This is a genomic window from Paenibacillus sp. RC84 (genome assembly GCF_041260495.1).
In the GTDB taxonomy this organism is placed as follows: Bacteria; Bacillota; Bacilli; order Paenibacillales; family NBRC-103111; genus Paenibacillus_F.
The window spans coordinates 325,194-350,901 of the sequence record NZ_JBGBYL010000002.1 but is presented as its reverse complement, the minus strand read 5'-3'; the positions used below and the strand labels follow the sequence as shown (position 1 = coordinate 350,901).

26 protein-coding genes and 2 riboswitches are annotated in these 25,708 nt (G+C 54.3%); of the genes, 8 read left to right on the top strand and 18 right to left on the bottom strand.

The features are described from left to right. Nucleotides 1-120 precede the first annotated feature (120 nt). Both ABH899_RS05295 and ABH899_RS05290 read left to right on the top strand, forming a co-directional pair. Nucleotides 121-657 (top strand): NfeD family membrane protein, encoded by a 537-nt coding sequence (locus tag ABH899_RS05295; RefSeq protein ID WP_009674609.1) that lies wholly within the window; start codon nt 121-123, stop codon nt 655-657. 21 nt (nt 658-678) lie between these two features. After that, nucleotides 679-2,235 (top strand): flotillin lipid rafts scaffold protein FloT, encoded by a 1,557-nt coding sequence (locus ABH899_RS05290; protein ID WP_369994593.1) that lies wholly within the window; start codon nt 679-681, stop codon nt 2,233-2,235. A 201-nt stretch (nt 2,236-2,436) separates the two neighbouring features. On the opposite strand, the gene ABH899_RS05285 is transcribed toward ABH899_RS05290, so the two are convergent. Continuing rightward, nucleotides 2,437-3,702 (bottom strand): ArnT family glycosyltransferase, encoded by a 1,266-nt coding sequence (locus tag ABH899_RS05285; protein ID WP_369994591.1) that lies wholly within the window; start codon nt 3,700-3,702, stop codon nt 2,437-2,439. Between the two features lie 322 nt (nt 3,703-4,024). Next, entirely contained in the window at nt 4,025-4,705 is a 681-nt protein-coding gene (locus ABH899_RS05280; RefSeq protein ID WP_369994590.1) for an HAD family hydrolase, read from the bottom strand. A gap of 218 nt (nt 4,706-4,923) precedes the next feature. On the opposite strand from ABH899_RS05280, the gene ABH899_RS05275 reads away from it, so the two are divergent. Genes ABH899_RS05275 through nagA form a run of 3 tightly spaced genes read left to right on the top strand, consistent with a single transcriptional unit; the run spans nt 4,924 to nt 7,706 of the window. Next, nucleotides 4,924-5,781, top strand: coding sequence for a MurR/RpiR family transcriptional regulator (locus ABH899_RS05275; protein WP_009674573.1), 858 nt, complete (start codon nt 4,924-4,926; stop codon nt 5,779-5,781). A gap of 3 nt (nt 5,782-5,784) precedes the next feature. Then, on the top strand, nt 5,785-6,513 hold the full coding sequence (nagB, locus tag ABH899_RS05270; RefSeq protein ID WP_369994586.1) for a glucosamine-6-phosphate deaminase: 729 nt from the start codon (nt 5,785-5,787) through the stop codon (nt 6,511-6,513). Next, the gene (gene nagA / locus ABH899_RS05265) at nt 6,510-7,706 is read left to right on the top strand and encodes an N-acetylglucosamine-6-phosphate deacetylase (RefSeq protein WP_009674579.1); all 1,197 of its coding nucleotides are present in this window, start codon (nt 6,510-6,512) and stop codon (nt 7,704-7,706) included. Before nagB ends, nagA begins: the two co-directional genes overlap by 4 nt. A gap of 80 nt (nt 7,707-7,786) precedes the next feature. Here nagA and ABH899_RS05260 read toward each other — a convergent pair whose 3' ends face one another. Continuing rightward, nucleotides 7,787-8,923: an ROK family transcriptional regulator gene (locus tag ABH899_RS05260; RefSeq protein WP_217560152.1), complete on the bottom strand. Its 1,137-nt coding sequence runs from the start codon at nt 8,921-8,923 to the stop codon at nt 7,787-7,789. Nucleotides 8,924-9,063: 140 nt separating this feature from the next. Further along, nucleotides 9,064-10,272 carry an MFS transporter gene (locus ABH899_RS05255; protein WP_369994583.1) on the bottom strand — a complete coding sequence of 403 codons (1,209 nt, stop codon included), beginning with the start codon at nt 10,270-10,272 and terminating at the stop codon, nt 9,064-9,066. Here ABH899_RS05255 and ABH899_RS05250 point away from each other — a divergent pair. Next, entirely contained in the window at nt 10,271-10,501 is a 231-nt protein-coding gene (locus tag ABH899_RS05250; protein ID WP_369994581.1) for a hypothetical protein, read from the top strand. The genes ABH899_RS05255 and ABH899_RS05250 overlap by 2 nt on opposite strands. Here ABH899_RS05250 and ABH899_RS05245 read toward each other — a convergent pair. From ABH899_RS05245 to ABH899_RS05215, 7 genes are all read right to left on the bottom strand, one after another. Beyond that, nucleotides 10,491-11,597, bottom strand: a complete 1,107-nt coding sequence (locus tag ABH899_RS05245; protein WP_326052311.1) for a Gfo/Idh/MocA family protein — start codon at nt 11,595-11,597, stop codon at nt 10,491-10,493. The two genes, ABH899_RS05250 and ABH899_RS05245, sit on opposite strands and share 11 nt — an antisense overlap. A 1-nt stretch (nt 11,598) precedes the next feature. Then, on the bottom strand, nt 11,599-12,417 hold the full coding sequence (locus ABH899_RS05240) for a sugar phosphate isomerase/epimerase family protein (RefSeq protein ID WP_369994578.1): 819 nt from the start codon (nt 12,415-12,417) through the stop codon (nt 11,599-11,601). Between the two features lie 111 nt (nt 12,418-12,528). Continuing rightward, complete coding sequence (locus ABH899_RS05235; protein ID WP_009674590.1) at nt 12,529-12,795, bottom strand: hypothetical protein; 267 nt, start codon at nt 12,793-12,795, stop codon at nt 12,529-12,531. Between the two features lie 144 nt (nt 12,796-12,939). Continuing rightward, nucleotides 12,940-13,275: a hypothetical protein gene (locus tag ABH899_RS05230; protein ID WP_369994576.1), complete on the bottom strand. Its 336-nt coding sequence runs from the start codon at nt 13,273-13,275 to the stop codon at nt 12,940-12,942. A gap of 25 nt (nt 13,276-13,300) precedes the next feature. Then, nucleotides 13,301-14,002: a pirin family protein gene (locus ABH899_RS05225; RefSeq protein ID WP_369994575.1), complete on the bottom strand. Its 702-nt coding sequence runs from the start codon at nt 14,000-14,002 to the stop codon at nt 13,301-13,303. 375 nt (nt 14,003-14,377) lie between these two features. Next, on the bottom strand, nt 14,378-14,779 hold the full coding sequence (locus ABH899_RS05220) for a phage holin family protein (protein ID WP_369994572.1): 402 nt from the start codon (nt 14,777-14,779) through the stop codon (nt 14,378-14,380). A 131-nt stretch (nt 14,780-14,910) separates the two neighbouring features. Next, nucleotides 14,911-15,765: a C40 family peptidase gene (locus tag ABH899_RS05215; RefSeq protein WP_009674605.1), complete on the bottom strand. Its 855-nt coding sequence runs from the start codon at nt 15,763-15,765 to the stop codon at nt 14,911-14,913. A 4-nt stretch (nt 15,766-15,769) separates the two neighbouring features. Further along, nucleotides 15,770-15,910: riboswitch (cyclic di-AMP (ydaO/yuaA leader) on the bottom strand. A 144-nt stretch (nt 15,911-16,054) separates the two neighbouring features. Here ABH899_RS05215 and ABH899_RS05210 point away from each other — a divergent pair. Then, nucleotides 16,055-17,098, top strand: coding sequence for a polysaccharide deacetylase family protein (locus tag ABH899_RS05210; RefSeq protein ID WP_369994569.1), 1,044 nt, complete (start codon nt 16,055-16,057; stop codon nt 17,096-17,098). A gap of 48 nt (nt 17,099-17,146) precedes the next feature. Here ABH899_RS05210 and ABH899_RS05205 read toward each other — a convergent pair whose 3' ends face one another. The 5 genes from ABH899_RS05205 to ABH899_RS05185 form a co-directional block, all read right to left on the bottom strand. Then, nucleotides 17,147-18,112 carry a 3D domain-containing protein gene (locus tag ABH899_RS05205; protein WP_369994568.1) on the bottom strand — a complete coding sequence of 322 codons (966 nt, stop codon included), beginning with the start codon at nt 18,110-18,112 and terminating at the stop codon, nt 17,147-17,149. Between the two features lie 11 nt (nt 18,113-18,123). Then, nucleotides 18,124-18,314: riboswitch (cyclic di-AMP (ydaO/yuaA leader) on the bottom strand. 264 nt (nt 18,315-18,578) lie between these two features. Beyond that, on the bottom strand, nt 18,579-18,800 hold the full coding sequence (locus ABH899_RS05200) for a hypothetical protein (protein WP_369994565.1): 222 nt from the start codon (nt 18,798-18,800) through the stop codon (nt 18,579-18,581). Nucleotides 18,801-19,171: 371 nt separating this feature from the next. After that, the gene (locus ABH899_RS05195) at nt 19,172-19,741 is read right to left on the bottom strand and encodes a manganese catalase family protein (RefSeq protein ID WP_009674562.1); all 570 of its coding nucleotides are present in this window, start codon (nt 19,739-19,741) and stop codon (nt 19,172-19,174) included. 77 nt (nt 19,742-19,818) lie between these two features. Next, nucleotides 19,819-20,085, bottom strand: coding sequence for a spore coat protein CotJB (locus ABH899_RS05190; protein WP_009674585.1), 267 nt, complete (start codon nt 20,083-20,085; stop codon nt 19,819-19,821). A gap of 38 nt (nt 20,086-20,123) precedes the next feature. Beyond that, entirely contained in the window at nt 20,124-20,309 is a 186-nt protein-coding gene (locus ABH899_RS05185; protein WP_369995134.1) for a spore coat associated protein CotJA, read from the bottom strand. Nucleotides 20,310-20,538: 229 nt separating this feature from the next. Here ABH899_RS05185 and ABH899_RS05180 point away from each other — a divergent pair, with 229 nt between their 5' ends. After that, entirely contained in the window at nt 20,539-23,124 is a 2,586-nt protein-coding gene (locus tag ABH899_RS05180; RefSeq protein ID WP_369994562.1) for a glycoside hydrolase family 84 protein, read from the top strand. Between the two features lie 171 nt (nt 23,125-23,295). Here ABH899_RS05180 and ytvI read toward each other — a convergent pair whose 3' ends face one another. Together ytvI and ABH899_RS05170 are read right to left on the bottom strand one after the other, a co-directional pair. Next, a complete protein-coding gene (gene ytvI, locus ABH899_RS05175) occupies nt 23,296-24,342 on the bottom strand; it encodes a sporulation integral membrane protein YtvI (protein WP_369994560.1) in 1,047 nt (348 codons plus the stop codon). A 17-nt stretch (nt 24,343-24,359) separates the two neighbouring features. Continuing rightward, nucleotides 24,360-25,673, bottom strand: a complete 1,314-nt coding sequence (locus tag ABH899_RS05170) for a hemolysin family protein (RefSeq protein ID WP_369995133.1) — start codon at nt 25,671-25,673, stop codon at nt 24,360-24,362. Between the last annotated feature and the right edge of the window lie 35 nt (nt 25,674-25,708).

Below are 25,708 nucleotides of genomic sequence, written 5' to 3'. Positions count from 1 at the left end.
CTGCTGGAAAGGACAACCCCTGAATCATTAACCCCGTTAATTCCGGACCGAAACCCTTCTCCGCCTTGCCCGTATAGAATCCCATAACCAATATCCAGTATTTGATAAGGGAGGGACGACATGGAATCCTGGTATTGGGGCCTTTTTATAGCCGGCATTCTTTTTGCCCTGGCTACCCTCATTTTCGGCGAAGTTCTCGGCCATCTCTCGGGTATGCTCGACTCCGCCTCCGGACACCACCTGCCATTCCTGCAGCCGGCGGTTCTCGTCGGGGGAATTACAACCTTCGGAGGGGCCGGCATTCTGCTCTCCAGGTACACGGAACTCACTTCCTGGCAGAGCGGAGGGCTTTCTCTGCTGATAGCCGCCGTTTTATCCGTCCTCGTGTACCTCGTCTACGTCAAACCGATGGAAAACAGCGAAAATTCGGTCGCCTTCTCGCTGCAGGAGCTGGTCGGCAAAATCGGTGAAGTCACCGTGCCCGTGCCCGCCTCCGGCTACGGTGAGGTCATGGTGCGGACCGGCGGCGGAGTGACCAATCAGATCGCGGAAAGCTTCGACGGACGGAGTATCCCGGGCCACCTCCGTGTTGTCGTCGTGGAGGTCAAGAACAGCGTGCTGCTCGTCTCCCCGCTGGATTCCGATCCTCTTAACTAACCAAGCAAAGGAGTTTTGCCCATGTTGAACACAGATGTACTGCTCATCCCCGGTATCGTAGTCGGCGTCATCCTTATTCTCGGTATTGCCTTCTGGGCCCGCTACAAAACGGTCAGCCCCGATGAGGCCATGATCGTCACAGGATCCTTTCTGGGGAGCAAAAACGTCAGCATTGACGATTCCGGCCGCAAAATGAAAATCGTACGCGGCGGCGGGGCGTTTATTCTGCCGATCTTCCAGCAGTCTCAGTTCCTTTCCCTGCTCTCCCACAAACTGGACGTCATGACGCCGGAAGTGTACACCGAGCAGGGAGTGCCGGTTATGACGGATGCCGTCGCCATCATTAAAATCGGCGGTTCCGTCGAAGATGTGGCGACCGCGGCCGAGCAGTTTCTCGGCAAACCGACCGAAGCGCTGAAAAGCGAAGCCCAGGAGGTTCTCGAAGGCCACCTGCGGGCTATCCTCGGCTCCATGACGGTCGAGGAAGTGTACCGCAACCGGGACCGGTTTGCCCAGGAAGTACAGGGCGTTGCGGCGCGGGACCTCAAAAAAATGGGCCTGCAGATCGTCTCCTTTACGATCAAAGACGTCCGCGACAAGCACGGCTACCTCGATGCCCTCGGGAAACCGAGAATCGCGGCCGTAAAGCGCGATGCGGATATCGCCGAAGCGGAAGCCGTGCGGGACGCCCGTATCCAGAAGGCGAAAGCCGAAGAAGAAGGGCAGAAAGCCGAGCTTCTGCGGGATACGAACATCGCCGAGGCCAGCAAGGAGAAGGAACTGAAGGTCGCGGCCTTCAAGAAAGACCAGGACATGGCCAAGGCCGAAGCCGATCAGGCTTATCACATCCAGGAAGCGCGCTCCAAGCAAAGCGTAGTCGAGGAGCAGATGCGCGTGGAACTCGTGCGGAAAGAGCGCGAAATCGACCTCGAAACCAAAGAGATTTTGCGCCGCGAGAAGCAGTACGACGCCGAGGTGAAGAAGAAAGCCGACGCGGACCGGTATTCGGTCGTGCAGGCCGCCGAAGCCGAGAAGTCGCGCAAAATGCTCGAAGCGGAAGCGCTCCAGTTCCGCATCGAAGCGGAGGCCAAAGCGATGGCCGAGCAGAAGCGGCTTGACGGTCTGGCCCTTGCCGATGCCGAGCGGGCCCGCGGTACGGCCGAAGCCGACGTCATCCGGCTGCGCGGTCTGGCCGAGGCCGAAGCGAAACAGCGGCTCGCCGAGGCGTTCGAGAAGTTCGGCGAAGCGGCCGTGCTGGACATCATCGTCAAGATGCTTCCGGAGCTGGCCGGCAAGGTCGCCGAACCGATCAAAGGCATCGACAAGCTGACCGTTGTCGATACGGGCCACGGCGAAGGGGCCGCGCGCATCAGCAACTACGTCACCTCGCTGATGGCTACCGCGCCCGAGATGCTCAAGAACGTCTCCGGAATCGACGTCGAGGAGCTTATCAAAGGCCTGACGTCGAGGAGCGCCAAGCCGGCAGCGAAGCCCGCGCCCCTGACCGCGGAGCTGGAACCCGCATCCGCAGCCGGGGCCATCGCCGCCGCCAAGGAAGACGAGCCGGACGAGGCCTGATCGTCTCCCCGCCGGAATCAATCAACATGGGGGGCGGAGAGCTGCCGCCCTCCCAAGGTAATGAAAAGCACTCCATGCGAGTGCTTTTTTAATTTTCTTTTTCCGGCAGAAGGTACGAACCGGAATCTCGGCATGACCCTCCGCAGTTCGCCGGTCTGGGTTTTTCTCTTGACAGAATAGGGTCCTTGCGGCAACATCGCCTCAGACAGCCTTACTTCCGTCCGTTTCCGAACGGACATCCTTCAGGACTCCGCCTCCCGTCTTGTTGCGGCCGCGGACCAGCCCTGCCGCGTAGGAAACCGCCTGAACCAGCAGCGCGGAAATAATCAGCATAAGAAACGGCATCATGCCGATCGTGTAACGTGCTTCCGGGATAAACATAAGCTGCGTCCCCAGCAGGATAATAAATACGGTGATCAGGTACCGATAGCTTTTATGGATAAAGAAGGAAATCAGGGAGCCTCCCATTCCCGCATAGACCAGAAACTTGTGAAATCTAGGAATCCAGGGCGCATACCAGGCAGGCACCGAGGAGCCGTAATCTCCTATGTACAGCTTGTTCAGAAACATCTCTTTCATTTTGCCCACCGTAAACCAGCGGATCCAGAGGGCCGGATCGGTCTGCAGCCCTTCTTTGATGCGTTTAATCGCCTCTCCCTGCTGGTTGTTAAAGTCGATTTTGCTCCAGTCCAGCGTTCCCCGGTAATAAGGATCGGTTCCGCCTAGCAGCGGATTTCCCGCTCCTCCTTTGGAAATGAAAATAATTTCGTGAAAGGTGATCGCATTGCGTATCCACCAAGGAAGCATCCCCAGCGCAAAAGCGAGGACCCCGAAGCTGATTTCTTTAAAATAAGGCTTCTTGTGCTGAAACCACAGGAAAACATAAGGAACCGGCGCCACCACCAGCGTATTCGGGCGGATCAGAACGGCCAGGGCAAGGAGCAGTCCGGCAAGGAGATGATCCCTGGTACGGTTTTCCTGTACGATTTTGACCTGATAATAAATGAGCGCCATAAACGACGTCAGGAATATGACCTCCGTCAGGATCAACGAATTCACGACAATGAAGGTTCCGTATACGGAAGCGAAAAACGCCGCAATCAGGCCGGTCGTCCGGTTGAAAAGCCTCAGCCCGATCTTGTAGATATACCAGATGGCCCCGAGCGAGATAAAAACCTGTAAAACCCGTACCACCATAAACGTTCGTTCTATGTCCGTGTATCCGAATACGGCCAGAATCGCCGCCAGAAATACGGGGAAGCCGGGGGTCACTAACGTGTTGGACTTGGCCTCGTTATAGCCGTAAATCCCTTTTTCAAGCATTTGTACCGCCATCGTCGTATAGTTCTTTTGATCGTATTCCACAGGCTCGTATTGTTCTCCCAGTACGTAGAATAGCCTCAGGCCGAGCGCAAAAGCCAGAACGAACACAATCATCATTTTTTTCCATAACCGGGATGCACCCACGCTCTTCTTCCTCCTCCAACTTTACCGTATTCTTCCTGTCCCTTTAACGGAGACCGGATTAAAAAGGTTTCATTTCTTAAGGATTGATAAGAAATTCCGTTCAAGCAGCCGCTCTTCCTGTCGTACCAGCATACCCGAGAAACGTCAACGGCCATGCTGCGTCCGGTCAATTTTACGTAAAAAATAAATAGGGGAACGCGGGACGGTCTACCCTATATATACCGAATAACTTCCGCCAAGAAACAAAAATCCCCGGCAGGTGGACAAACTTGTCCCGCCGGGGATTTTCCTTATTCAGCTGATTTAAAGATGGCTTGTCTGATCAGTTTTCGTCTCGGGGAAGAAGGCCCAGCAGCTCCGGAAATGCAGTAATCCGCACATCGGCTTCGTCGAGCTCACGCTCGGTGCGGAAACCCGCATAATCGCAGCCGACCACCTTAAGCCCGTTGCGGTGACCCGCTTCCACATCGGAAGAGCGGTCCCCTACCATCCAGGCGCTTTGTAAGCCGTGCTGCTCCAGGAGCAGTTTGACAAGATCCACTTTGGACTTCGTTGCGTATTCGCCCGCACTGTACAACCCAGTAAATAGAGGCGCCAGCCCCTTCATCCGGATCACTTCCCGGACATAATCCTCCAGACCGTTGCTCGCGACGAAAAGCCGGATCCCGCGGGCATGAAGCGCCTGCAGCGTTTCCTCGACGCCATCGTAGAGCACACCTTCTCCCTGGAGCAGCCGGTCCATCTGTTCGGCGAGCAGGAGCTCGTCCGCGCGGCTGCGGACCGCGGCCGGGACATCGGGCAGAACCCGCTCCCAGATTTCTTCGAGAAGCATGCCGAGCCCGCCGAGAATACGTTCGTCAGACGGCGTCGGCCCTTCATAAACTCCTTCGCGGCGAAGCGCGTCGAAAGCCGCATGATAAGCCGGCAGAAGAAGCGTTTCCGTTTTGAAGAGCGTTCCATCCAAATCAAAAAGCATCGCTTGCGGTGTAGGGGACTGATTCATAGCTGGACTCCACATCCTAAAGGTTTTCTTTTTAAGGATGGCAAACCGTGCCGGGCTTGTCAACTTGGACCGCGGAAAATTTTTCCGGTGTTCCTCCGCTTTTCACTAGGACTTCCTATTGATGTTGAGGGTAAAATATTTTAGAATGAATGTGAAAATGTTTTTCTTAATAAACTACGATTTCACTAAAATTTTTTTCAAAAAAGGTGCGGAATCCTATGTCCAGCATTCTTCGGGCCATTGAAGAACGGAAGCACGGGCTGAACCGCCAGGAACAGGTTCTCGCCATTTATATTCTCGAGCATTCCAGTCAAGTGGTGCGCATGGGAATAACGGAATTGGCGGAACAGTCGAAGACGAGTCCCGCTACGATTTCCCGCTTTTGCAAAACGTTTCATTTCCAGGGATACACCGATTTCAAGTTCCAGCTCGGCGCGGAGCTCGCTACTCAGCCTGCCGGCCAGTCTTACCAAGATATCGTCGCCGGGAATCCGCTGGAGAAAATCGTGTCGGCTATGGAAGCTAACCATATGCGCTCTATTGCGGATACGACCCGTCTTCTGGATCTGAAGCAGGTCCAGTCGGCGGTCGACGCGCTTCAGAGCGCGAGGCAGATCGACCTTTACGGCGTCGCCACTTCGGGCGTCGTAGCGCTCGACTTCCACCAGAAGCTGGTGCGGATCGGGAGGTACGCGACCGCATGGTCGGATCCTCACATGCAGATCACGTCCGCTTCCAACCTGCAGCCGGGTGACGTCGCCTTCGCGGTTTCCTACTCCGGCGATACGCCTGAAACGATTCAGGCGCTGCTTTGCGCCAAGGAGCGGGGGGCCACGACGATCAGCCTGACCAAATACGGCTCCAATCCCCTGGCGGATCTTTCGGACATCAAGCTGTTCGCATCTACGCTGGAGGAAGGCATGCGCCGCGGAGATATGGCGTCCCGGATCGCACAGCTTCATGTGATAGACATTTTGTTTACGAGCCTGGTCAGCGACCGGTTCGACGAACATGTCACCCGTTTGGAACGGACCTACCACATGGTCCGCAAATACCGAAGCAAAGGGAGAGAGTAAACCATGATTATTCACAAGTTTGAAAATCAGCAGGAATTAAACGAGGCGGGCGCGGGGATTATTACCGCTCTTGTCCAGACGAAGCCGGATGCGGTTCTCGGTCTCGCTACGGGAAGCACGCCGATCGGCATTTACGAAGAAATCGTAAAAGCTTACAACAAGGGACGCGTGAGCTTTAAAAACGTACGCACGTACAATCTGGACGAGTATGTGGGACTTCCCGACGGTCATGCCGAAAGCTACCGTACGTACATGAACCAGCATTTGTTCCGCCATATCGATGTGCAGCCGGAGCGCACCCGCATTCCGAACGGCAACGCCTCCGACCTTCAGGAAGAATGTGCACGCTATAATGGCGAACTGGATGAGATCAAACAAGTGGACCTGCAGATTCTCGGTCTCGGCCACAACGGTCACATCGGCTTCAATGAGCCGGCGGACGAGCTTCATGGCGGCACTCACCTGGTCGAACTCGACCACAAAACACGCGAAGCCAACGCACGCTTCTTCCCTTCCATTAATGACGTTCCGACGCACGCTCTCACGATGGGGGTAGGAACGATTCTTAAAGCCAGAACGATTCTTCTCGTTGTCCGCGGCGCCGACAAAGCGGATATCGTACACCGTGCCCTGACCGGCCCGATTACGACCCAGTGTCCGGCAAGCCTGCTGCAGACACACCCGCACCTGATCGTTCTTCTCGATTCCGAAGCAGGGAGGAATTTTGTATGAGCCGGTCCACTTCCGCGCAGGAGCGCATATTAATCGTTAACGCCCGGATCGTGACGGAAAATACAGTCGTCGACAACGGCGCGCTGCTCGCCGTAGACGGCCGCATCGAACGCATCTACAAGGCGCATGAACTTGCGGAGCTTGATTTAACGGGCGCCGTAGACGCGCAGGGAAGCTGGCTGCTGCCGGGCTTTATCGACGTGCATGTTCACGGCGGCTTCGGAGCCGACTTCATGGACGCTTCCGCCGAGTCCCTGGAAACGATCACCCGTTTCCACAGCACCAAAGGCACCACGGCGATGCTCGCCACATCCGTCACGGCCTCCCGCGAAGCGCTGGATGCGGTTATTACCGCCACAGACGCTTATATCCGCGGCGGAATGCCGTATGCCCAGTTGATCGGGGTACATCTGGAAGGCCCGTTCATTTCTCCGAAATGGAGCGGCGCCCAGAACCCGGAATTCATCTCCCTGCCGACATCCGAGTGGCTTGAAGATTGGCATGCCCGCTTCCCCGGCCTGGTCAAAATGATGACGCTCGCGCCCGAACGGGAAGGAGCCATGGACGTCATCCAGTGGCTCAGCGATCACGGAATCGTTGCGGCCGCAGGCCATACGGATGCCGACTACGAGACGATCGAACGCGCGGTCGAACACGGCTTGAGCCATGCCGTTCATACGTTCAACGCCATGACTCCCCTGCATCACCGGAATCCCGGCACGGCGGGCGCCGTGCTGACCGATCCGCGGATTCATGCGGAAATTATCGCCGACGGCGTGCATGTGCATCCGGCCGGCGTCCAGCTGCTGACGCAGACGAAGAAGCAGCATAACCTCATCATGATCACCGATGCGATTTCCGCGGCCGGCCTGGAAGACGGCGATTACAAGCTGGGCGGACTCGACGTGATCATGAAGGACGGCATCTGCCGCCTGAAAGAAGGCGGAAGCCTGGCCGGAAGCACGCTGACCATGATCGACGCCTTCAAATTCATGGTCAACAAAATCGGCGTCAGCGTGCAGCAGGCCAGCGAATACGCCAGCGGCAACCCTGCCCGCCAGATGGGCGTCGCGGACCGCATGGGCTCCATCGCACGCGGCAAACAAGCGGACTTCCTGCTCGTCAGTCCGTCGCTGGATCTCGAACGCGCCTGGGTGCTCGGACGCGAACTTTCCCTCGTGACGGAAGCCTAAGCCTTCCGTCCGCAAGCGCAAAAAACCTCGCGCAGAATGTTACGTTCATTCTGCACGAGGTTTTTTTGCGGTCTTTGCCGTCAGCTCATAGTCCGCGACTTGAACATCCGGTGGAGGCCGATCGTAGCGGCGCCGATGGAGGCGCCGTACTCCTTCCACCGGGGCGAATGGACAGGTGTCGGCACGATCGCCTGCTCGCGGCTTTGGATGCGCTCCGCAAGCCGCGTGAAGAACGGCTCGCTCTCGCCTATCCAGCCGCCCAGAATGAGCTGCTCGGGGCTGAGCAGCTGCAGGACGTGCCCGCAGTAGGAGGCGATCGTCTCGATGATCTCCTCCAGCTCTCCCGCGAAGGGCTCCGCTCCCTGCATGCCCAAGTCCACGAAACGGCGGACGACGAGCGGCTCTTCGTCTCTCACATCGCCGAAGGTGTCCGGGTACGTCTCCAGCAGACGCTTGGACAGATTCGCCGTGCTGAACCGGCTGAACTCGCGGATACGTCCCGCACGATCATGGCGGCCGCGGTAGATTTGGTTGTTCAGCACAAGACCCGCGCCGATTCCATAGTCGATGAGGATGTAGACGATCGTCTGGAGACCTTTGGCCGTTCCGTTAAAACGTTCGGCGAAACCCGCGGCATCCAGATCGTTCACCAGATGCATCGGAATGTTGAACTCCTCGTAAAGCTTCGTTCTCAGCGGGAAGTTCTCCAGGCCCAGTACGGTCGAATTTACGACGTTCTCGCGCTTCTCGTCAATCCGCCCCGGAATCGATACGCCCATCCACCGGATGGTCGCAAGCGGCGTCTCCTGCTCCTCCAGAAAGGCGCGGATGAGCTGGGGAAGCTCGCTGCACATCGCTTCCGGCCCAAAGAGAGGCTGCGCCGGCTGCAGAGGCTGCGATGCGAGCAAATTGCCCCGCAGGTCCAGCAGAACGCAGCGGGCCGGGGCGTTGGACAGGTCTACGCCAAGCACGCAGCCGCCGGCCGCGTTGATGTCGAGAAGCGTCATGCGCCTGCCGACACCCGAGCCGGCCGTGCCTGTTTCGCGCACCAGTCCTTCGCGGATCGCTTCTTCCATCAGGACGGAAACCGTCGTCGGGCTTAGTCTTGTTTTCCGGGCCAAATCCACTCTCGAAATCGGACCCTGCTCATAAATATTATTCAGCAGCAGAGACTTGTTGATCTCCCGCAACATTTGTTGATTTCCAATCTGATTCATAATCCTCTACTCCCTGCAAGCCTTATTTCATCCACTATCATTGTGCCACGGGCATCCGATTTCCCGCAATGCCGGAACCCTGCCGTTTATCTTAGAGAATGCCGGTCAGGCCCACTCCTGTCAAAATGCTTCCGGATCTGTCAAACGCCTGCGGCCGAATCCGTTCCCCGATCGGCCGACGACTGCCGCATTCCGCGCCAGATCAGCAGAAACCCGATCATTCCGATCAAGGATACTCCCGCTCCGATACCGTACATTTTACCGGCTCCGAGCGTATCGTACATCCAGCCTCCCGCGAATCCCGCGAAAATTCCGGACACTCCGCCCCAGGTAAGCGCAAACGCCGCTTGGCCGGACGCCCGCATCCGGGCCGGAATCAAATGACCTGTCAGGTTCGTTCCGATATAATAGTAGCCTCCATACGTAATGCAGTGCAAAAGCTGAATAAAAATCAGCTGCATGGGGCTGTCCACCAGCATCATGAGCAGCCAGCGGATACTGAAAAGAAGACTGACCAAGGCGAGGCAAACAAACATCGTTCTGGAGTCCCGTTTCAAATAACGGTCCAGCAGGAGAAATACCGGCGCCTCGAAAACGGAAGAAAGAAAAGCGGCCCAGCCGATCCAGGTCGCCGACCCGCCCATATCCGTCAGGTAGATGGACACGAAGGTCGAATTAATGGAATTCGGGACCGAAATCAGAACTCCCAGCAAAAGCAGCATCACAAACGGACGGTTGCCCAGAAGCTGCTTGAATCCCCCTCCCGGCAGCGCATCGCCCGCAGCGGCGGGTTTCGGTTGAGGAATGCTGAAAACGAACAAAAGCGAGATCATCAGAATACCGCTGTACAGCCACCAAAGCTGTTCTATGCCAACCGCAGTCAGCACGGGTCCCGCCGCAACGGCGGCAATAGCCCAGCCGAGCGAGCCCCAGAGGCGGAACGTGCCGAACTTGTAAGGAGTATTTTCAATTGTGCTTAGAATGAGACTATTGCTCTGGGAAAAGGTCGGGCTTTGAAAGAAAAAGTACAGAAGCAGGACCAGGTAAAGCCAGGAGAACGAATGCAAATGAAAAACAGGTTGAACCACGATGAGGTTGCAAATGACCAAAATAATGAGCGTACGCCGCACATTTTGCATCCGGTCGCTCCAATAGCCCCAGAACGGGTTAGCCAGAATGGAGACGAAAGGGCCCCCCGCCATCAGCATGCCGATCTGAAACCGGGTCAAGCCGTGTTCCAGAAACAGAAGCGGCACATAGGTGAACAGGAGCGAAAAAGCGCCGTACAAAAAAAGAATATACAGCTTAAACATCGTAAATGAGCGCCGTTCGGCGGCTCCGGTTGTCATGATGAGCAAACTCCTTTGCGATTCGGTTGCAGGTAAACAGGTATGCTTCCGCCAAGCGGAAGGAACGGCGGCAGGCAGGAAACGCGGTTCCTTTTCTGCCGCCGTCTACCGCGCCTCCCTGCTTCGGCTTAGGCTGTACGGGATAGCGGTTTCCCGCTGCCGCGCTGCTTTGTATGCTCAGCCGGAAGAGCTGCTGTCGGGGTTGACCGGCGCTCCGCTTAAGCTTTAAGCCCGTTCTCCACTTCCTCCGCGGAAACCTCGCGGCCTTGGGCGTCGGAGAGGTACATGCCTTCGCTGATCAGCATGGTCTGCAAAGCGATCTCCGCCGTCGGCAGAAGCTTCACTCTCCCCTGAAGAGCTGCAATCCAGTGATGCTGGGAAGAGTCGTAGGCTTCTTCGTCGGCGCGCAGGCGGTGCCAGCGCAAATCGGCCGCGTCCAGATCGATCGTCGTGTCCATATCCATGTCGCATCTTGTCGAGTAATGCGTCAGCTTGTTGCCGTCCGGCCCGTTAACCGGCAGGCGCAATCCGCCTTTGGACCCAAGAACGGAGCTTCCTTCGAACGGATTCATATGAACGGCCCATGATTCGATGATGTCCATCGTGATGCCTTTCTCGAAGCGCACCAGCCCGATAGCCAGCTCTTCCACATCGAAACCGCTGGATTCCCGGCGACCGGGGTCCATGTCCGTCTCCTGGTAGAGCTTCCCGGAGATCCGCTCGACTTTAGGCAAATCGAGCAGGTACAGCATCTGCGAGATATGGTAGACGCCCATATCGAAAAGCGCGCCGCCCGCAGCCGTCTCCTTGCGCGTAAAAGCCGGGGTGCCGTAGCCGTCCACAAAAGGGCGGTTCCGTCTGCGGTAGCCCGTGGAGCGCGCGTGGAACACACGGCCCAGCTCGCCGCCTTCGATCAGCGCTTTGGCCGCTTTGGTCTCCTTGCGGTAAAGCGTGCCGAGCTGGATGTGCAGCAGCCTGCCGAATTCACGGGAAGCGTCTACCATCGCTTTGCCGTCCGCGTAGGTGCCCGCGATCGGTTTCTCGCAGTACACGTGCTTGCCTGCCTTCATCGCGGCAATCGAAATAGGCGCGTGGAAGTTGTTGTGCAGGCAGACATCCACCGCATCCAGGTCGTCGCGCTTTAACAGCTCGTTGTAGTCGGTGTAAACCTCCGGAATTCCGTACAGGTCCGCTACACGGCGCGCTTCCGCCTCGTTCACGTCACAGACGGCCACGATTTCCGCGTCCGGAATTAATTTATATTGATCGAGATGAATTTTGCCGATTTGTCCGACTCCGATGATGCCGATCCGAATTGGGTTCATGTTAAACTTGTTCCTCCCCGTTGTTGTCGTCTTCGCTCATAAGAAGCAGATGCTTGACCGTGGTCAGCAGCCATTCGACTTCCAGATAAGGCTGTTTCTGAGCATGATGCTCAACGCCCCAGTAACCGTCGTAGCCGTTCTTTTTCAGCATGCGTATAGTTTCAACCGCATCGTCCGCCTCGGCCGTCTGAGGGTCGAAATGCGTGTGTACGGTCCACGGGGCCACGATAGCGTCCCCCTGCTCCCGATCTTGATCCCAGCGGTGCATATGAAGCAGAAACCCGTAAGAAGGATGATTCACGGCTTCGGCAAGGCGTTTCATTTCACCCGGCACGAGAGACGGGCCCATATGATTCTCGGGACCTATCGTAAATCCGTTCTCCTGCGCGATTTGACAATATTCGCGGTAGCGTCCCGCCACATAATCCAGTTCTTCCTCGGAGAAAGTGGATTGTCCGCGGCCGCCCGTATCGATCCGGACCGTTTTCGCACCCAGTAAAATGGAGGCGTCCAGGTATTCCAGCGCATTTTTGTGAAGCGCTTCCCTTTTGTCCGCATCGGGGTCCCACAGATGAGCTCCGTCAATGGCAATGTTCACGAGCGTCATTTCTTTCTCGTCCATCGCCTGGCGGATCTTCTTTAAATACTCCCGGTCCGGCAGCTTAAGCAGCGGATGGGAGCGGTCCGCAAATTGTCCGTTCCATAAATCGACGGTACTAAGCCCGTAACGGTACCGGACCGTTTCCAGGTAGCCGAATACATCCATCGTTCCGTTCAGAAAAGCCTGGTTAAAAGAAAATCCGCCTACAGATACTTTCATGAGTAAGTCCTCCTGAGAATTAATTATTCCAGCGGAAAAACTAATTAATTAAAGAAAAAAGTGAAATCATGTTCACTTTGATTTAAATGTTAAACCGTCTCTTCGGCGATGTCAACCATAAAGTAAAGGATTGCCCGGCGTCTTTTTTCTACGGGGATAAAACTCCGGTCTGCTTGAAGTTTCTTCCTCGGACTGCGGAACCCAAGCCAGAATATCGGCGCTGCGAAAAAAGCGGAGAGCCTGCTGCGCGTAACAATAAGCTTTAACCTTGTCCCCGGTTACGGCCAGCGGCCGAATGTCGCGTTGGCTGATCGCTCCTTTCCGGTCGATATAGATAATCTCTACTCTCCTTCCCAGGTATCGCTCCAACGTTGACATAAACGGCCAGCCTCCTTCTGAGTTATCGCATTTTCCGAACAAAATAGGAACGTTTGTTCCTATTATAAATCCAGGAAAGCAAAAATGCAATCGGCCTTCTTTTGCCAATCCCAAAAAAATCCGCAACAAAAAAACCGGACGTCCTCAGACGTGCCGGTTGCTGTATGCCTTTCGCGTATCCACAGTAATGTGGAGGACTCGGCCGTTGGCCTCATAGTCGATCGCCGGCGTTTTATGGCCGTAATACCACCATTTTTGGGGCTCTTCCCCTTCCTCTTCCCCTTCCTCCAAGTAAAAGAGGTTAAGCTCATCCTTGAAATCCGCGATTTCACGTGCCGCGTCCAGATCGACTCCGCTTATTTCAAAGCGCCAGCCTCCCGGAACCTCGGACAGGTGCAGAAATCCGCCCAGCTCCTTCGTGTCCAGCAGCATCCGGCTGCCTACTGCATGCTTCACATACAAACGGTGAGCTTCACTCATAGGTATTCCCCCTCTTTGCCGCGTATCAAGGCAGATCAATCAGCATAAAACGTGCGCCTGCCGCGCTGCCGATCGTGAGCGACGGAGTTTCCGTGATCCGTGCTGAATCTCTTTTACCCAAAATCGTCCCATTGTTAAGCGCGGCCTCACCGTCCAGGACCATGAAGAAAACCCTTCTGCCTTCCGGCTGTTCGAACGTAACTGATTTACCTCCGTCCAATTCGGATAAGTAGATGCTCATGTCCTGATGGATGCCGGCGACGCCGGAGCCGGCCTTTGGTTTGGACACCACCGGCAGCAAGTTGTTCTTCAGCGCTTCAACCTTGAACTCGGTCGTTTCATAGGAAGGTTCGAGACCGCGCTCTTCCGGATCGAACCACATCTGCAAAAGCGTAACGTCGTCTTGTCCCGGATTCATTTCCGAATGAATAATGCCGGTACCCGCGGTCATCCGCTGAACGCCTCCATAGGTCGTGACCGCCCGGTGGCCGGAGCTGTCTTCGTGCTGAAGCTGCCCTTCCAGAACGATGGTCACGATTTCCATCTCACGGTGGGGATGGGCCCCGAATCCCCGTCCGCCCTGCACCGTGTCGTCATTCAACACTCTCATGGGACCGAAACGGGTATTGTCCGGATCGTAGTAATCCGCGAACGAAAAGCTGAAATGGCTGACCAGCCAGCCGTGATCCGTGGAATACCGGGATGAAGCGGGATAGATCTTTATCATTGTCATACACACCTTTCAATATAAGCTTGTCCAGCCGTTTATGGATTTACGAGCCATCCGGATGTCCCTGTTAGGATGATTGGTTGCAAAGTACGATTGCGCTAAATTCCCGATTCTATTTTTTCATCTATTCTTCCTCTATCATACTCCTTTAACTTACTTATTTCAAGCAACTATATATTTCGTTTAAATTACAATTATTTCATTTTGTCATCAATTTGTTACCCTTCTTTCTTCATTAACGCATACAATAGGAATTAGGACCAAGTCATAAAAAAAGCTCCCGTCTGAGCGAGAGCCTTGTCCGATCATTCATTTAATAAAAAACGGAAACTTTTTCTAATGGAAGAGTTTCACAGCAACTTGGAGCGGGTATTAATTCTTATCTTGCTTCGGATTTTTCAATTGGGCGATGACTTGCTTGAATTTATCGGGAAGAGGAAGACCGAGCCGTCCATAATTTTCCGTAATGGAAATTAACTCATTGACCAGATAGAAATAAATAGCGGCATCCATCACGACGCTGCTGCCAATGAGCATGTCCATCCGGTGACCCAACAAAATGATGAGCAGCATGAGCCCTTTCTTGGCGAGACCCCAGAAGCCGATATTGCTGTTCAGCCCTGACTTTTCTTTCAGAGAGGCCGCAACACCGGTTACATAGTCGATTGCGATAGCCACGAGGAAGAAACCCAGCAATTCAGACCATCCTCCAAACGCATACGTAACGAGTGAGGCGCCGAAAGCCGCCAAACTACCGAAAATCGTTTGGTTCATCTTAATCCCTCCTTTCTCTACCATTCTATGAATCCGGCAGTAGAAAGGAACGACGCTTGGCTAGTGCTTACAAATAATATAAAAAACCGCCCGGTCGCACCCGGACGGCATAAAAATTACAATTTGTATGATTACATGACGCGTTTGGCTCCAACATAACGAGAGCCCCAGTAAGCGCTGCCCAAGCTGTCCACTTTCACTCCATCATCTGTCGCGGAAATGAATTTGTCAGCCCCTACGTAAATACCCACATGCTGCATTTTGGAATTGCTTGCGAAGAATACAAGATCGCCCGGCTGCGGGTTGGATACTTTAACCCCTGCGCTGGCATACATACTTGCAGAAGATCTAGGCAGGTCTACCCCGTTCTTATCGTACACATATTGCACAAACCCGGAGCAGTCAAATCCAGATGGCGAAGAACCGCCATACACGTAACGAACGCCTTTATATTTGTTGGCTGTTGCCACAATCGTATTTTCCTGCTGCGACTTCTGAGGCACGGTTGCATACCAAGCCGGAGAATGATATTGACCATCGGCATCGAAAATTGCAATCGTATTCACATTATCCCATTGTACACGGATAGACAGTGAATCCGCCAGAAATCTCATCGGAACATAGACCGTATTGTTCAAAAACTGCGCTTTGCTTGGCAAGTCGATCTTCTTGCCGTCCACGAGAGCCTGATTCTCCCCCGTAGTAAACGTAATCTTGTGGCCATTCCCGGTCACCGAGATACTCATTTGAGCTCCTGCACGTTCCCATCCAATTTGAGTTCCCAATTTCTCTGCAACAGGACGAAGCGGAATCATCAGGTTATTGCTGGAATCGATAAAAGGTGCGGTACCTTCGGTATTCACCAGTTGGTCGTTGACCTGCACTTTAGCGGAACGAGCGGCATTGGCATGAGCATCCGAAGCCGCGAATAGACCGGCCGTCAGTACGGCGCATGAAACTACAACGCTTTGTACCCAAATCTTCAAAACGATTTTTCCTCCTTGGGCCTCCGAGGTTAGTTGACGGGTTCGGGAAAGAGGTTCCCTAGCTTGCAGAATGACAGGCATTCACCCCAGAAATAAGTCCCCCGTACAGGTGCTTTAGATTCACCGGATTCGGCTTTGTATAAATTGTGTCAAAGACACTCCTAAAAAGGTTAACATAATTTACATAATCGGACAACCCTTTTTGTTGTGTCTATTTTGTAACAAATCCCGGATAAAATTCCTCCCTCTAAACAAAACTAGTGAAAACGCCATTAGAGGAGGGTTCCCCATGAAACGTGCAGCCCTGGCTGTCTCATCCGCCATTTTGCTGGCCTTCGTCTCCGCATGCTCTCCGGCAAAGCTGCCCGGCGAGGGATCGGCCTCTTCCCGGCTGGACGAAAACCGTTTTATCCCGCACACTCTAAGCGAAGATCCAGGTCCGTCATCCGTACCCGGTCCAGCCAAATTCCAGCCTGCGAAAATTCCGACGATCAAGGAAAAAACCGCTGCCGCTCCTTCGGTATCACCGACAGCTCCGGCTCCTGCGCCTCCCGTGCCCGTAAAAAAACTTAAAACCGCTGCCGCTCCCAAACCGGAGCCGAAAAAAAAAGACGTTCCCGTTCAGAAGCATCATCAGGAAGCGAACGCCCTTCAGAAAACGGAGCAGCGGAAGCTAAGCTTAGCCGAGATTCATCACAAATACCCGGCGGTTTTCCGGATGAGAGGAACCTCCCAAGGAAAAAAAATCGCGCTCACGTTTGATGACGGGCCCGATCTCAAATATACCCCGCAAGTGCTCGATATTCTGAAAAAGCATCAGGTGAAAGCGACCTTTTTCGTGATCGGAAGCCGCGCTCAGGCACATCCCGAGATTATCCGCCGGATGGTGCGGGAGGGTCATGTCGTGGGCAACCACTCGTACAGCCATCCTTTCATGCCCAAACTGACCGCCTCGGAATTTTCTTCGCAAATTATGCGCACCCAAGAGGTCATCAAACCGTTGACCGGTTATACGCCCAGATTGGTGCGGCCTCCTTACGGAGCCATCAATGAAGAGCAGGTGCGCTGGATGTCCGATCATCACCTGCTGGCCGTGAACTGGGACGTGGATTCCCTCGACTGGAAAGGACTACCCGGCAAGCAGGTATACCACAATATTGTGGACAACGCCCGGGCCGGTTCAGTTATTCTGCAGCACAGCGCGGGAGGAAACGACAAGCACGATCTCAGCGGTACGGTCACGGCCCTTCCCGATCTGATCCGTTCCTTGAAATCGAGCGGATACAAGCTGGTCACGATTCCGGAACTACTGGGAATTTCCAAGGATTTGTAACGCACAAAAGACGGGAGCATTCGCTCCCGCCTTCTTTCCGGCTAATGGTTATTTAAGAATGTATACTTTCACACTTTGATAGCCAAAGTTGTTTACTTTATCTTTGGAGCCCGGAACGAAAATATCGATCCGGTTGCCTTTGATCGCGCCGCCGATGTCCGTCGCTTTGGCGATCATTCCCTTGGCCGGAAGGCCCGGGAAAGCATAACCCGTTACATATACGGTGGAGCCGAGCGGAATTACTTTCGGATCGACCGCGATCGTGCCGACGGTCAGTTTGTTGCCGTAGTAGTCGATGCCGGCATATCCGCCGTTCTCGCTCGGGTCAGCGGAATAGGCCGATGCCTTGATATTCAGCGCTTTTTTGTATTGAACCTGTTTACCCGCCGCGGTTGTCAGCGTCTGGCCGGATTTTGTGGAAGCCGATGCCGCTTGGGCAGCCGGTTTCTTAACGGCCTTCTTCTCCGCGGTTTTTTTCGGTTCGGGAGCCTGCGGTTTGCCGCTCTTTTGAAGAGCCTCCGAAGGTTTTATGGAGTCCGTCTGACTTGGCGAGGCCGATGCAAGCTGAACTTTGGCCGGTGCCTGGGCCGGGACTTTTACCTTCGCTTTTAAAGCTTTAAGCTGCTCGAGGGCCGCTTCCCCCACAATTTTCAGCTCGCTGCCTGCCGGCAGGCTAAGCGGATCCGCATCGGGATTTAACGATAAGAGGTCAAGAACGTCCATATTCATTTGGGAAGCGAAGTTCCACATGGAATTTGGCTCGGAAAGCACCAGGGTTTGATTTTCCGGTGTCACCAAAGATTGGGTAAGCTCCGAATCGGCTGCTTGTCCTACGGTACCGGTCATACCGGCTGCAATCTCCTGATAAGATTTAGCCAGTTTCCAATACAACAGGCCGTCGTTTTTAGCCGCTTCCGTTTCAGCCGCCTGCGACTGGAATGCGGAAGATGCCGCCACCACTGCGCCTAGCAGCAGAGTAGCGCATGTTTTTTTCCAATGATGCTTTAAAGCCATAGTTGATGTACGCTCCTTCTCGGTATTGCCTACGAGGTTAGTTGTCGGGTTCGGACTGAGAAGTCGCCCACGCTGCTGCCAGCGATTCACCCCTATCGGACGCCGCAGTCATACACATACGGTTCCGAAATAAATCATCCCCCGCACCTCATCCACTCCTGGTAAATCCGGGAAACGGAAGAAGTTTCGGCTCTCTACACAAGCTATCACATACATCTTTAGAAACAAACACACACAAATTGGCAAAAAACAACCTTTTCATTTTTTTAATCCACCGGTGAACCTGCTGTAAAAAGCTGTTCCATCAAGCCTATTTGATCCTGCCCCGCCTTTTCGGCCGGAAAAACCCCAGAGAGAAAATTAACGCCATTCTCACAATCAGCTTATGTAATTCTCATGCGTTTCTCATAAAAGGCATTGTTTCTTCACCATATATCCAGGAAATTCATCCCATAGGAGGAAACCTTTATTTGGCGATTCGTTTCCTTTCTCTCGGCTTTTCTTCTATTTTCACGGCTGCCTGGCTTTGTACCGATTCTACAGTCGGCCTCTTCTTCCCCTCGTAAATATCATCGAAAGGACGAAACGGCACGTAATCGGACCGGTCGAATTCCTTCGGTTTGCGCAGACCTAATGATGCCGCTAAAAGAACTAACATGCCGATCAGCAGACTTAATGTGATCCCCATAATAGCAGCCTCCTCCTTATTCCAACCTATAGGTTTCGCTCTTAAATTCTTGCTAACTTATTCCATTTTATCATACTTATAGGTAAAATGTGGTATTTTTACGAAAAGCTGACGAACTTTTTAAGATTTTTCGTAAATACGACATCATTTTTGCCAATGTCCGGCTCCTAACAGCCGCTCCTATAAGACCTGCGCCATTAAACGACTGTTTACTTGTAACCTTTATATAAGTAAGACACCTTCAGAAGGGGAAACGTTCCGGAAAAATTAGTAATCTTATTCAATTTTTCCATATCTATTGAAATCGTCGGCTCGGTTATCTTAAAAATTGCCGAAAAAAGACGGGTTTCCCCGTCTTTTTGTCCAGACCGCTAGAAAATTTTCTGGGCCGCCCTTTCGTCTTTAAGAATTTCTACCGCTTCGCGGAAACGCATCGAATGGATGATCTCACGTTCACGCAGGAATTTCAGCCCATCCTGGAGATCGACGTCGTCCGTCAGGTCAATGAGCCACTGATAGGTGGCGCGCGCCTTTTCTTCCGCCGCGATATCTTCGTAAAGGTCGGCGATGGGATCGCCCTTGGCTTGAATGTAGGCTGCCGTCCACGGTGTGCCAGCCGCATTTTGGTAATACAAAGCCGAATCGTGGTTGACGTAATATTCGCCCAGGCCCGCGGCTTTTAGCTGGTCGGGAGTAGCGTCTTTCGTAAGCTTGTAGATCATCGTCGCAATCATCTCTAGGTGAGCGAATTCTTCTGTCCCGATATCATTCAGTACCCCGATTACTTTGTCCGGAATGGTGTAACGCTGGTTCAAGTAACGCAGCGCGGCAGCAAGTTCCCCGTCCGCACCCCCGTACTGCTCGATCAGAAGTTTGGCCATGTGCGGATCGCATTTGCTTACACGAACCGGATACTGCAATTTCTTCTCGTAAATCCACATCGGAATCCCCCGTCTCCTTAAGCACAACCGTGCTTGTTCTTCCGTCCAGGCCGTTCATACAGTTTCCTCTACACATGTCACACCTGCCAAGGCCAGGGAGCTTCGGCCCACTCCCAAGTCTGCTGCGGCAGCGCATTTTGCCCGTACTGCAGAAGCGGTCCGTACAAACACTCATATTCCAGCGCGATTTGCTTCCGTTTTTGGGAAAATTCATTGAACTGCTGCAGAGCGTTGCCATCTTCGGGATGAGTGTCCAGATACAAGGTCAGTTCGACCAGTACGAAATCGGCCGCTTGCAGGTCGTGCAGAAGCCGGTAATAATTTTCATCCAGTTGTTTGTGCATACGGTTGTCGTTCCCCTCTCTTTCGATTTCGGACCGGGTTAGCACTTGGATTCGTAGCTGCTGTACAGCTCCGGCCAAAGGGTACCGAGCCTCAAAGCCTCGTAAGGGCTAAACTGCGGCAGGCACATGGGCTGGAACTTGATGAACAGGTTCGGCGGAGTTACATACGTTTTGACGAGCTTCGGCGGGCAGGGGTCGAACGGCCCCACGAAAGGATGATACATGCGGACTTCAGGATACAATGCGCTTCCTCCTTGTAACCGGTAATGGTGTGGCTCTGCAATACCATATGGCATCCGCCCAGGGATGGTATGGGCATCCGCCCAGATTTACGAAATAAAAGCGGAATAATCCGCAAGATTGTCATCTCTACCGTCTCTATGAATATCCTATGATAGAAAGAGAGACGATCCGGGGAAGCCTTTTCCCCTTTAAAAAAAGGAGTGAGATGGCATGACACATCATCTGAAAGCTCCCTTTCTGACCCCGCCCCCACAGCAGGTGGAATACAGCGGGTACACCGTCCCTTTGTATGCAACCGCCGGAATCCTGGCAGGCGCGGATACGTCCCCCGAAGCTCTGCTGGAGCTGCGGAGTCTGCTTATCGGGTCCGGCGTCAAGCGCGTCGTTCCGTGCAAGGACTGGCATTCCGCCGCCAAAATGCCTCTGGCCGTCTATATCGGCAAGCTGCCGGCCGATCCCGCCGTACAGCGGGAATTCCGGAGCCGGCGCAGCGGCGACCCCCTCGGAATTCCCGAAGAGGGCTACACCCTTGCGGCGCGGCGCAGCAAACGCGGCGGCAGCATGATCGTGCTGGCGGGCGCGGATCATACCGGCACCCTTTATGCGGTCCGCACGCTTAAGCAGCTCATCCGCAAAGGCCCGATGATGGCCGCTGTGCCGGCTGTCACGATCCGGGACTTCCCCGCGTTCCCCGTAAGGGGCGTTGTGGAAGGGTTCTACGGCGGTCCGTGGTCTCCGGACGACCGGGTCAATCTGATCGCTTTCCTCGGCGATCATAAAATGAACACGTACCTATACGCTCCGAAAGATGATCCGTACCTGCGCGGACGCTGGCGGGAGCCGTACCCGGAGGAAGAGCTCCGCCATATCCGCAGGTATGTGGATGCGGCCGAAAAAGCCGGTGTCCGCTTCGTTTACGCGCTCTCGCCCGGGCTCGATATCTGTTTCTCGTCGAACGAGGAATTTCAGAAGCTGGCTGCCAAAGCGAGCCAGATGTGGACGCTCGGAGTCCGCCATTTCTCTCTGCTTATGGATGATATTTTCCAGAATCCCAACTGTGCGGACGATGTACAGAAGTTCGGCGGGGACGAGAGCCCCGCTGCGGCTGCGCAGGCTTATCTGCTAAACCGGTTCAACCGCGAGTTCGTGCAAGCGCATCCCGGCGCCTCCAGGCTCATTACGGCGCCGACCGAATATTATCAGGACGGCTCCAGCCCTTACCGGAAACGCTTTGCCGAATTGGTAGATCCGGGCATCCTCATCTGCTGGACGGGGATCGGCATCGCTCCGGCGGTTATCACTTCCGGGGAGGCCGAGCGGATTCACAAGGTGTTCAATCACGATATGCTCTTGTGGGATAACTACCCGGTGACGGATTATGTGCGGGAGAAGCTGTTTCTCGGGCCCTTGGAGGGCAGAGACGCCGAGCTGCACAAGCACGGCCAATTCGGCTATTTGTCCAATCCGATGGAGCATTTGCAGGCCTCTTTGCTTGCTTTGTTCACTTCAGCCGAGTATGCCTGGAAGCCCGGTGCCTATAAACTCTGGGAATCCTGGGAAAGATCTCTGAAGGAATTCGGCGGGCCTCTGTATAAGGAACTGCGCATTTTGGCGGAAAATCATTTATCCTCCGCCGTCCACGCCGGTGAATCTCCGAAGCTCACAGCTCTTCTTGCGGCTTTCTGGGAAGATTTCGAGAAAGGCACACCGGAGAAAGCTGCCGCTCGTTTGATCGCCTACTTCGGCTCTATGCGCAGGGCAGCCTCACGTTTGAGTCAAATGCACAATCCCGATTTCGTAAGGGAAACGGCGGACTGGCTGAAAAAAATCGACTTTTACGGAAAAGCCGGTGAATCCGCCGTTTCCCTGCTTCTGGCGATGATGCTGGGCAGTGATGAAGAGGCCGATGCCCGGTACTCCGCCTACGCCGCCGTTCTCACGCAGGATACCGTCGACATCGAGGTAACGGATCCGAGAACAGGCTCACGCCGTATCGACGGCGAAAATCGTGAGCGGGGTGAATCCGAGCTTATCCGGTATACATCGGTATATGGGGCAAGGACCGGGACGAACGAGTGGGGCTACGAGGTGACGGTCGTGAACGGGCGCATCATCCGGGAAGGCGGCAATAACTCGGTCATTCCCGCCGACGGCTACGTACTCAGCCTTCACTCGGGCCAAGACAGAGAATGGTTGAAAAGCATGACGATAGTAGGCGCTAAAGTGGACATCCGTGACGGGAGTGTAACCATTTCAGTCGAAAACGGAATCTACCCGGTCCCCAACAAAAAGGTTTCGGCCGACGGAGTTATGGAGCCGTTCCTACAGCGGGTCACGTCAGCCTACGAGATGTATGTCCGGTGGCGTGAGAACCGCGGGTTCACCGACCCGATCAGCACACTTCCCGCCTGGGAAAGCAACGTGCTCGCAAACATGACCGACGGCAGGGCGGATACGTATTTCTGGAGCGGCAGAGCCCCGCAATCCGGAGATTACGTGGGCGTAAACCTGGGGCAGCCGGCACAGGTACGCCGGGTCCGCATCAGCCTGGGCCATCCCGATCCGGCAGCTCCGCAGGCAGGCGACCTCATCCGCAGCGCTTCTCTGGAAGCTTCGCTGAACGGCCTCAGCTGGACGAAGCTCGCGGAATTTACGGAGCAGCGGGAAATTGATTTCACTCCCGCCGCGCCCTTCCGCGCTCACTTTGTCCGGCTGAAAAGCAGCGCGGCCCAGACGGAGTGGGTCATGGTCCGTGAGTTCGACGTCACGGCGGACCGCGATCAGGCGGCGAACTGAACGAGGGCGGAAGCCGTACTCCGTTAAAGCTTCGCCAAGGATACTTCGGATGGTTCGTAGTGTACATTTTTATTGGACGGCAGCTTGATCTCTACGGGCCGTCATCCAAAAAAGCCTGTCGTCCGGAGCGCAAGCTCGGGACGACAGGCTTTTGTACACCAAACAGACCTTCTAATCCAGGTTAATCTTGAATTGCAGCAGTCCGACCTGCCGCATCGTTTGAAAGAGAATGACAATCAGCGGGCCCAGGAACATGCCGGCCACACCCATCAACTCGAACCCGATGTATAAGGAAACCATGGCCGCAAGCGCGCTAATTCCGACCGAGTTGCTTAAAATTTTGGGCTCGATAACGCGGCGGGCCAGCGTGATGACGATAAACAGCAGCATGATCTGCATAGCCATACCCGGATCGCCAAGCAGCAGCCTGTAAATCGCCCACGGCAGAAAGACGAGTCCCGTTCCGATCACCGGCACGAATTCCATGAACATGACAAGCAGGGCAATCGCAAGCGGATAGTCCGTCCGGATAAACAAAAGGCCGATCAAGGTAAGCACATAAGTGAGCATCGACATCATGACTTGGGCATACATAAATCCGAACAAAGCCTGACGGAGGGAAAGGATCAGTTTTTCAACTTTTTCACGGGAACGGTCATCGAACATATTCAGGAAGGATTGCTTCAATACGGGCAGCGAGTAGGAGAAGAGATAGAGGGAGAACAAGTAGACGATGAACAAAATAAGAAGATTCGGGATGGCCGCGGCCGCTCCCAGAAACGAGTCGGACAAAAGCAGGATAAAACGCTCCAGTGCTTGGGCGGCGGAAGCCAGTCCGTTTTGCAGCCAGACTTGCATTTGGGAGTTATCGCCCGGGAAAAGGGACTCGTACATCATTCTCGCCCTTGCGGCCGCATCCTCCACATAAATGCCGGTTTCCTCCAGATAAACGGGGATTTTGCCCCAGAAGTTCATAAATTCCGTTACGACTTTGACGCCGATCATGGAAAAAAGGCCCAGGGTAAGCAGCGTAAACAGTGTGCTGACAAGAGAAACGGCTGCAAACCTGCGCAGTTTAAGCAGCCGCATTCCCACTGTCACCACGGGCTCCAGCAGCATCGCGGTCACGATCGCCAACAGGAACGGCATTCCCACTGTGAAGAGACCGTACAGCAGCAGAAGCCCGAAAGCCAGTATAAGCAGGGTTTTCCACGACACGTGAAAGAATTCCCCCTTTATTCCTCCAGTCCGGCTGCAGGATCTTTGGGCGTTTCGCTTTCGTTCTTCGTGATATTGACACGGGTAATACGAAGCCGGTCCACCTCGGCGACTTCAAACGTGTGTCCGCCAAAGACCACTTTTTTCCCTTTGATCGGGGAGCCTTCAAGTGTCTTGAACACCCAGCCGCCGATCGTGTCGACTTCCTCATCCTCAATTTCGAGATGAAGCAGCACGTTTAAATCTTCAATCAGTGTGCGTCCTTCGACAGAAGTGACGTTTCCTTTAACTTCGATGCTCGGTCTCTCATCCTCATCGAATTCGTCATGAAGCTCGCCGACGATTTCCTCCATGATGTCTTCGAGCGCCAGCATCCCCGCCGTTCCGCCGTACTCGTCCACTACGATGGCGAGCTGGGAATGTTTTTTTTGCATAAGCTTGAGCACCTGGCTGATTTCCATGGATTCCGGTACGCTGAGAATCGGCCGCACGAACTGCTGCAGCTCGACCTGAACCGTTGCGTCCGCGGTCAGCAGATCGGTAATGTGGACAAAGCCGATAATCTGGTCCTTGTCCCCCAAGGCCACCGGGTAGCGCGTATGCTTCGTCTCGTAGATATGCTGCAAAATTTCGTCGTAAGGCTGGTCGATGAACAGACAGTCCATATCCGTACGGGGCAGCATCACCTCGCGGGCAATACGGTCGGAGAATTCGAAAATATTATCGAACAGAAGCATTTCGTCGCGGTCGATGTGTCCGCTTCTGGCGCTCTGATTCATCAATATGCGGATTTCTTCCTCCGTATGCGCGGCATCGTGTTCATTGGCCGGCTGGACGCCGAACATTTTAAGAAGCAGCCGCGCCGCTCCGTTGAGAACCCAAATGGCGGGAAGAAAAATTTTATAGAAATACATCAGCGGGGCCGAAGTCCACAAAGAAACCGCATCGGGTTTCTGGATCGCCAGCGATTTGGGCGCAAGTTCCCCCAGCACGATGTGAAGAAACGTCACAATAGAGAAAGACAAAACCAGCGAGATCGTCCCCGACAGGAAAGTCGAATGCCAGTTGAGCGCATGGAAAAGCGGTTCGATAATGAGTTCCGCAATCGCGCTTTCCCCAACCCAGCCGAGTCCGAGAGACGCAAGCGTAATCCCGAGCTGGGTGGCGGACAAGTAAGCGTCCAGTTTCTTGGTGACGGCAAAAGCGAATTTCGCTTTCTTGTTCCCTTCATTCACGAGCTGCTGCAGTTTCGATTGACGCACTTTCACGAGTGCGAACTCGGCGGCGACGAAGAACCCGTTGAGCAGTACCAGTAATAAGACCAGTGCCATGTTCAGAAAAATTTTATCCCATTCAAAACTCCCCA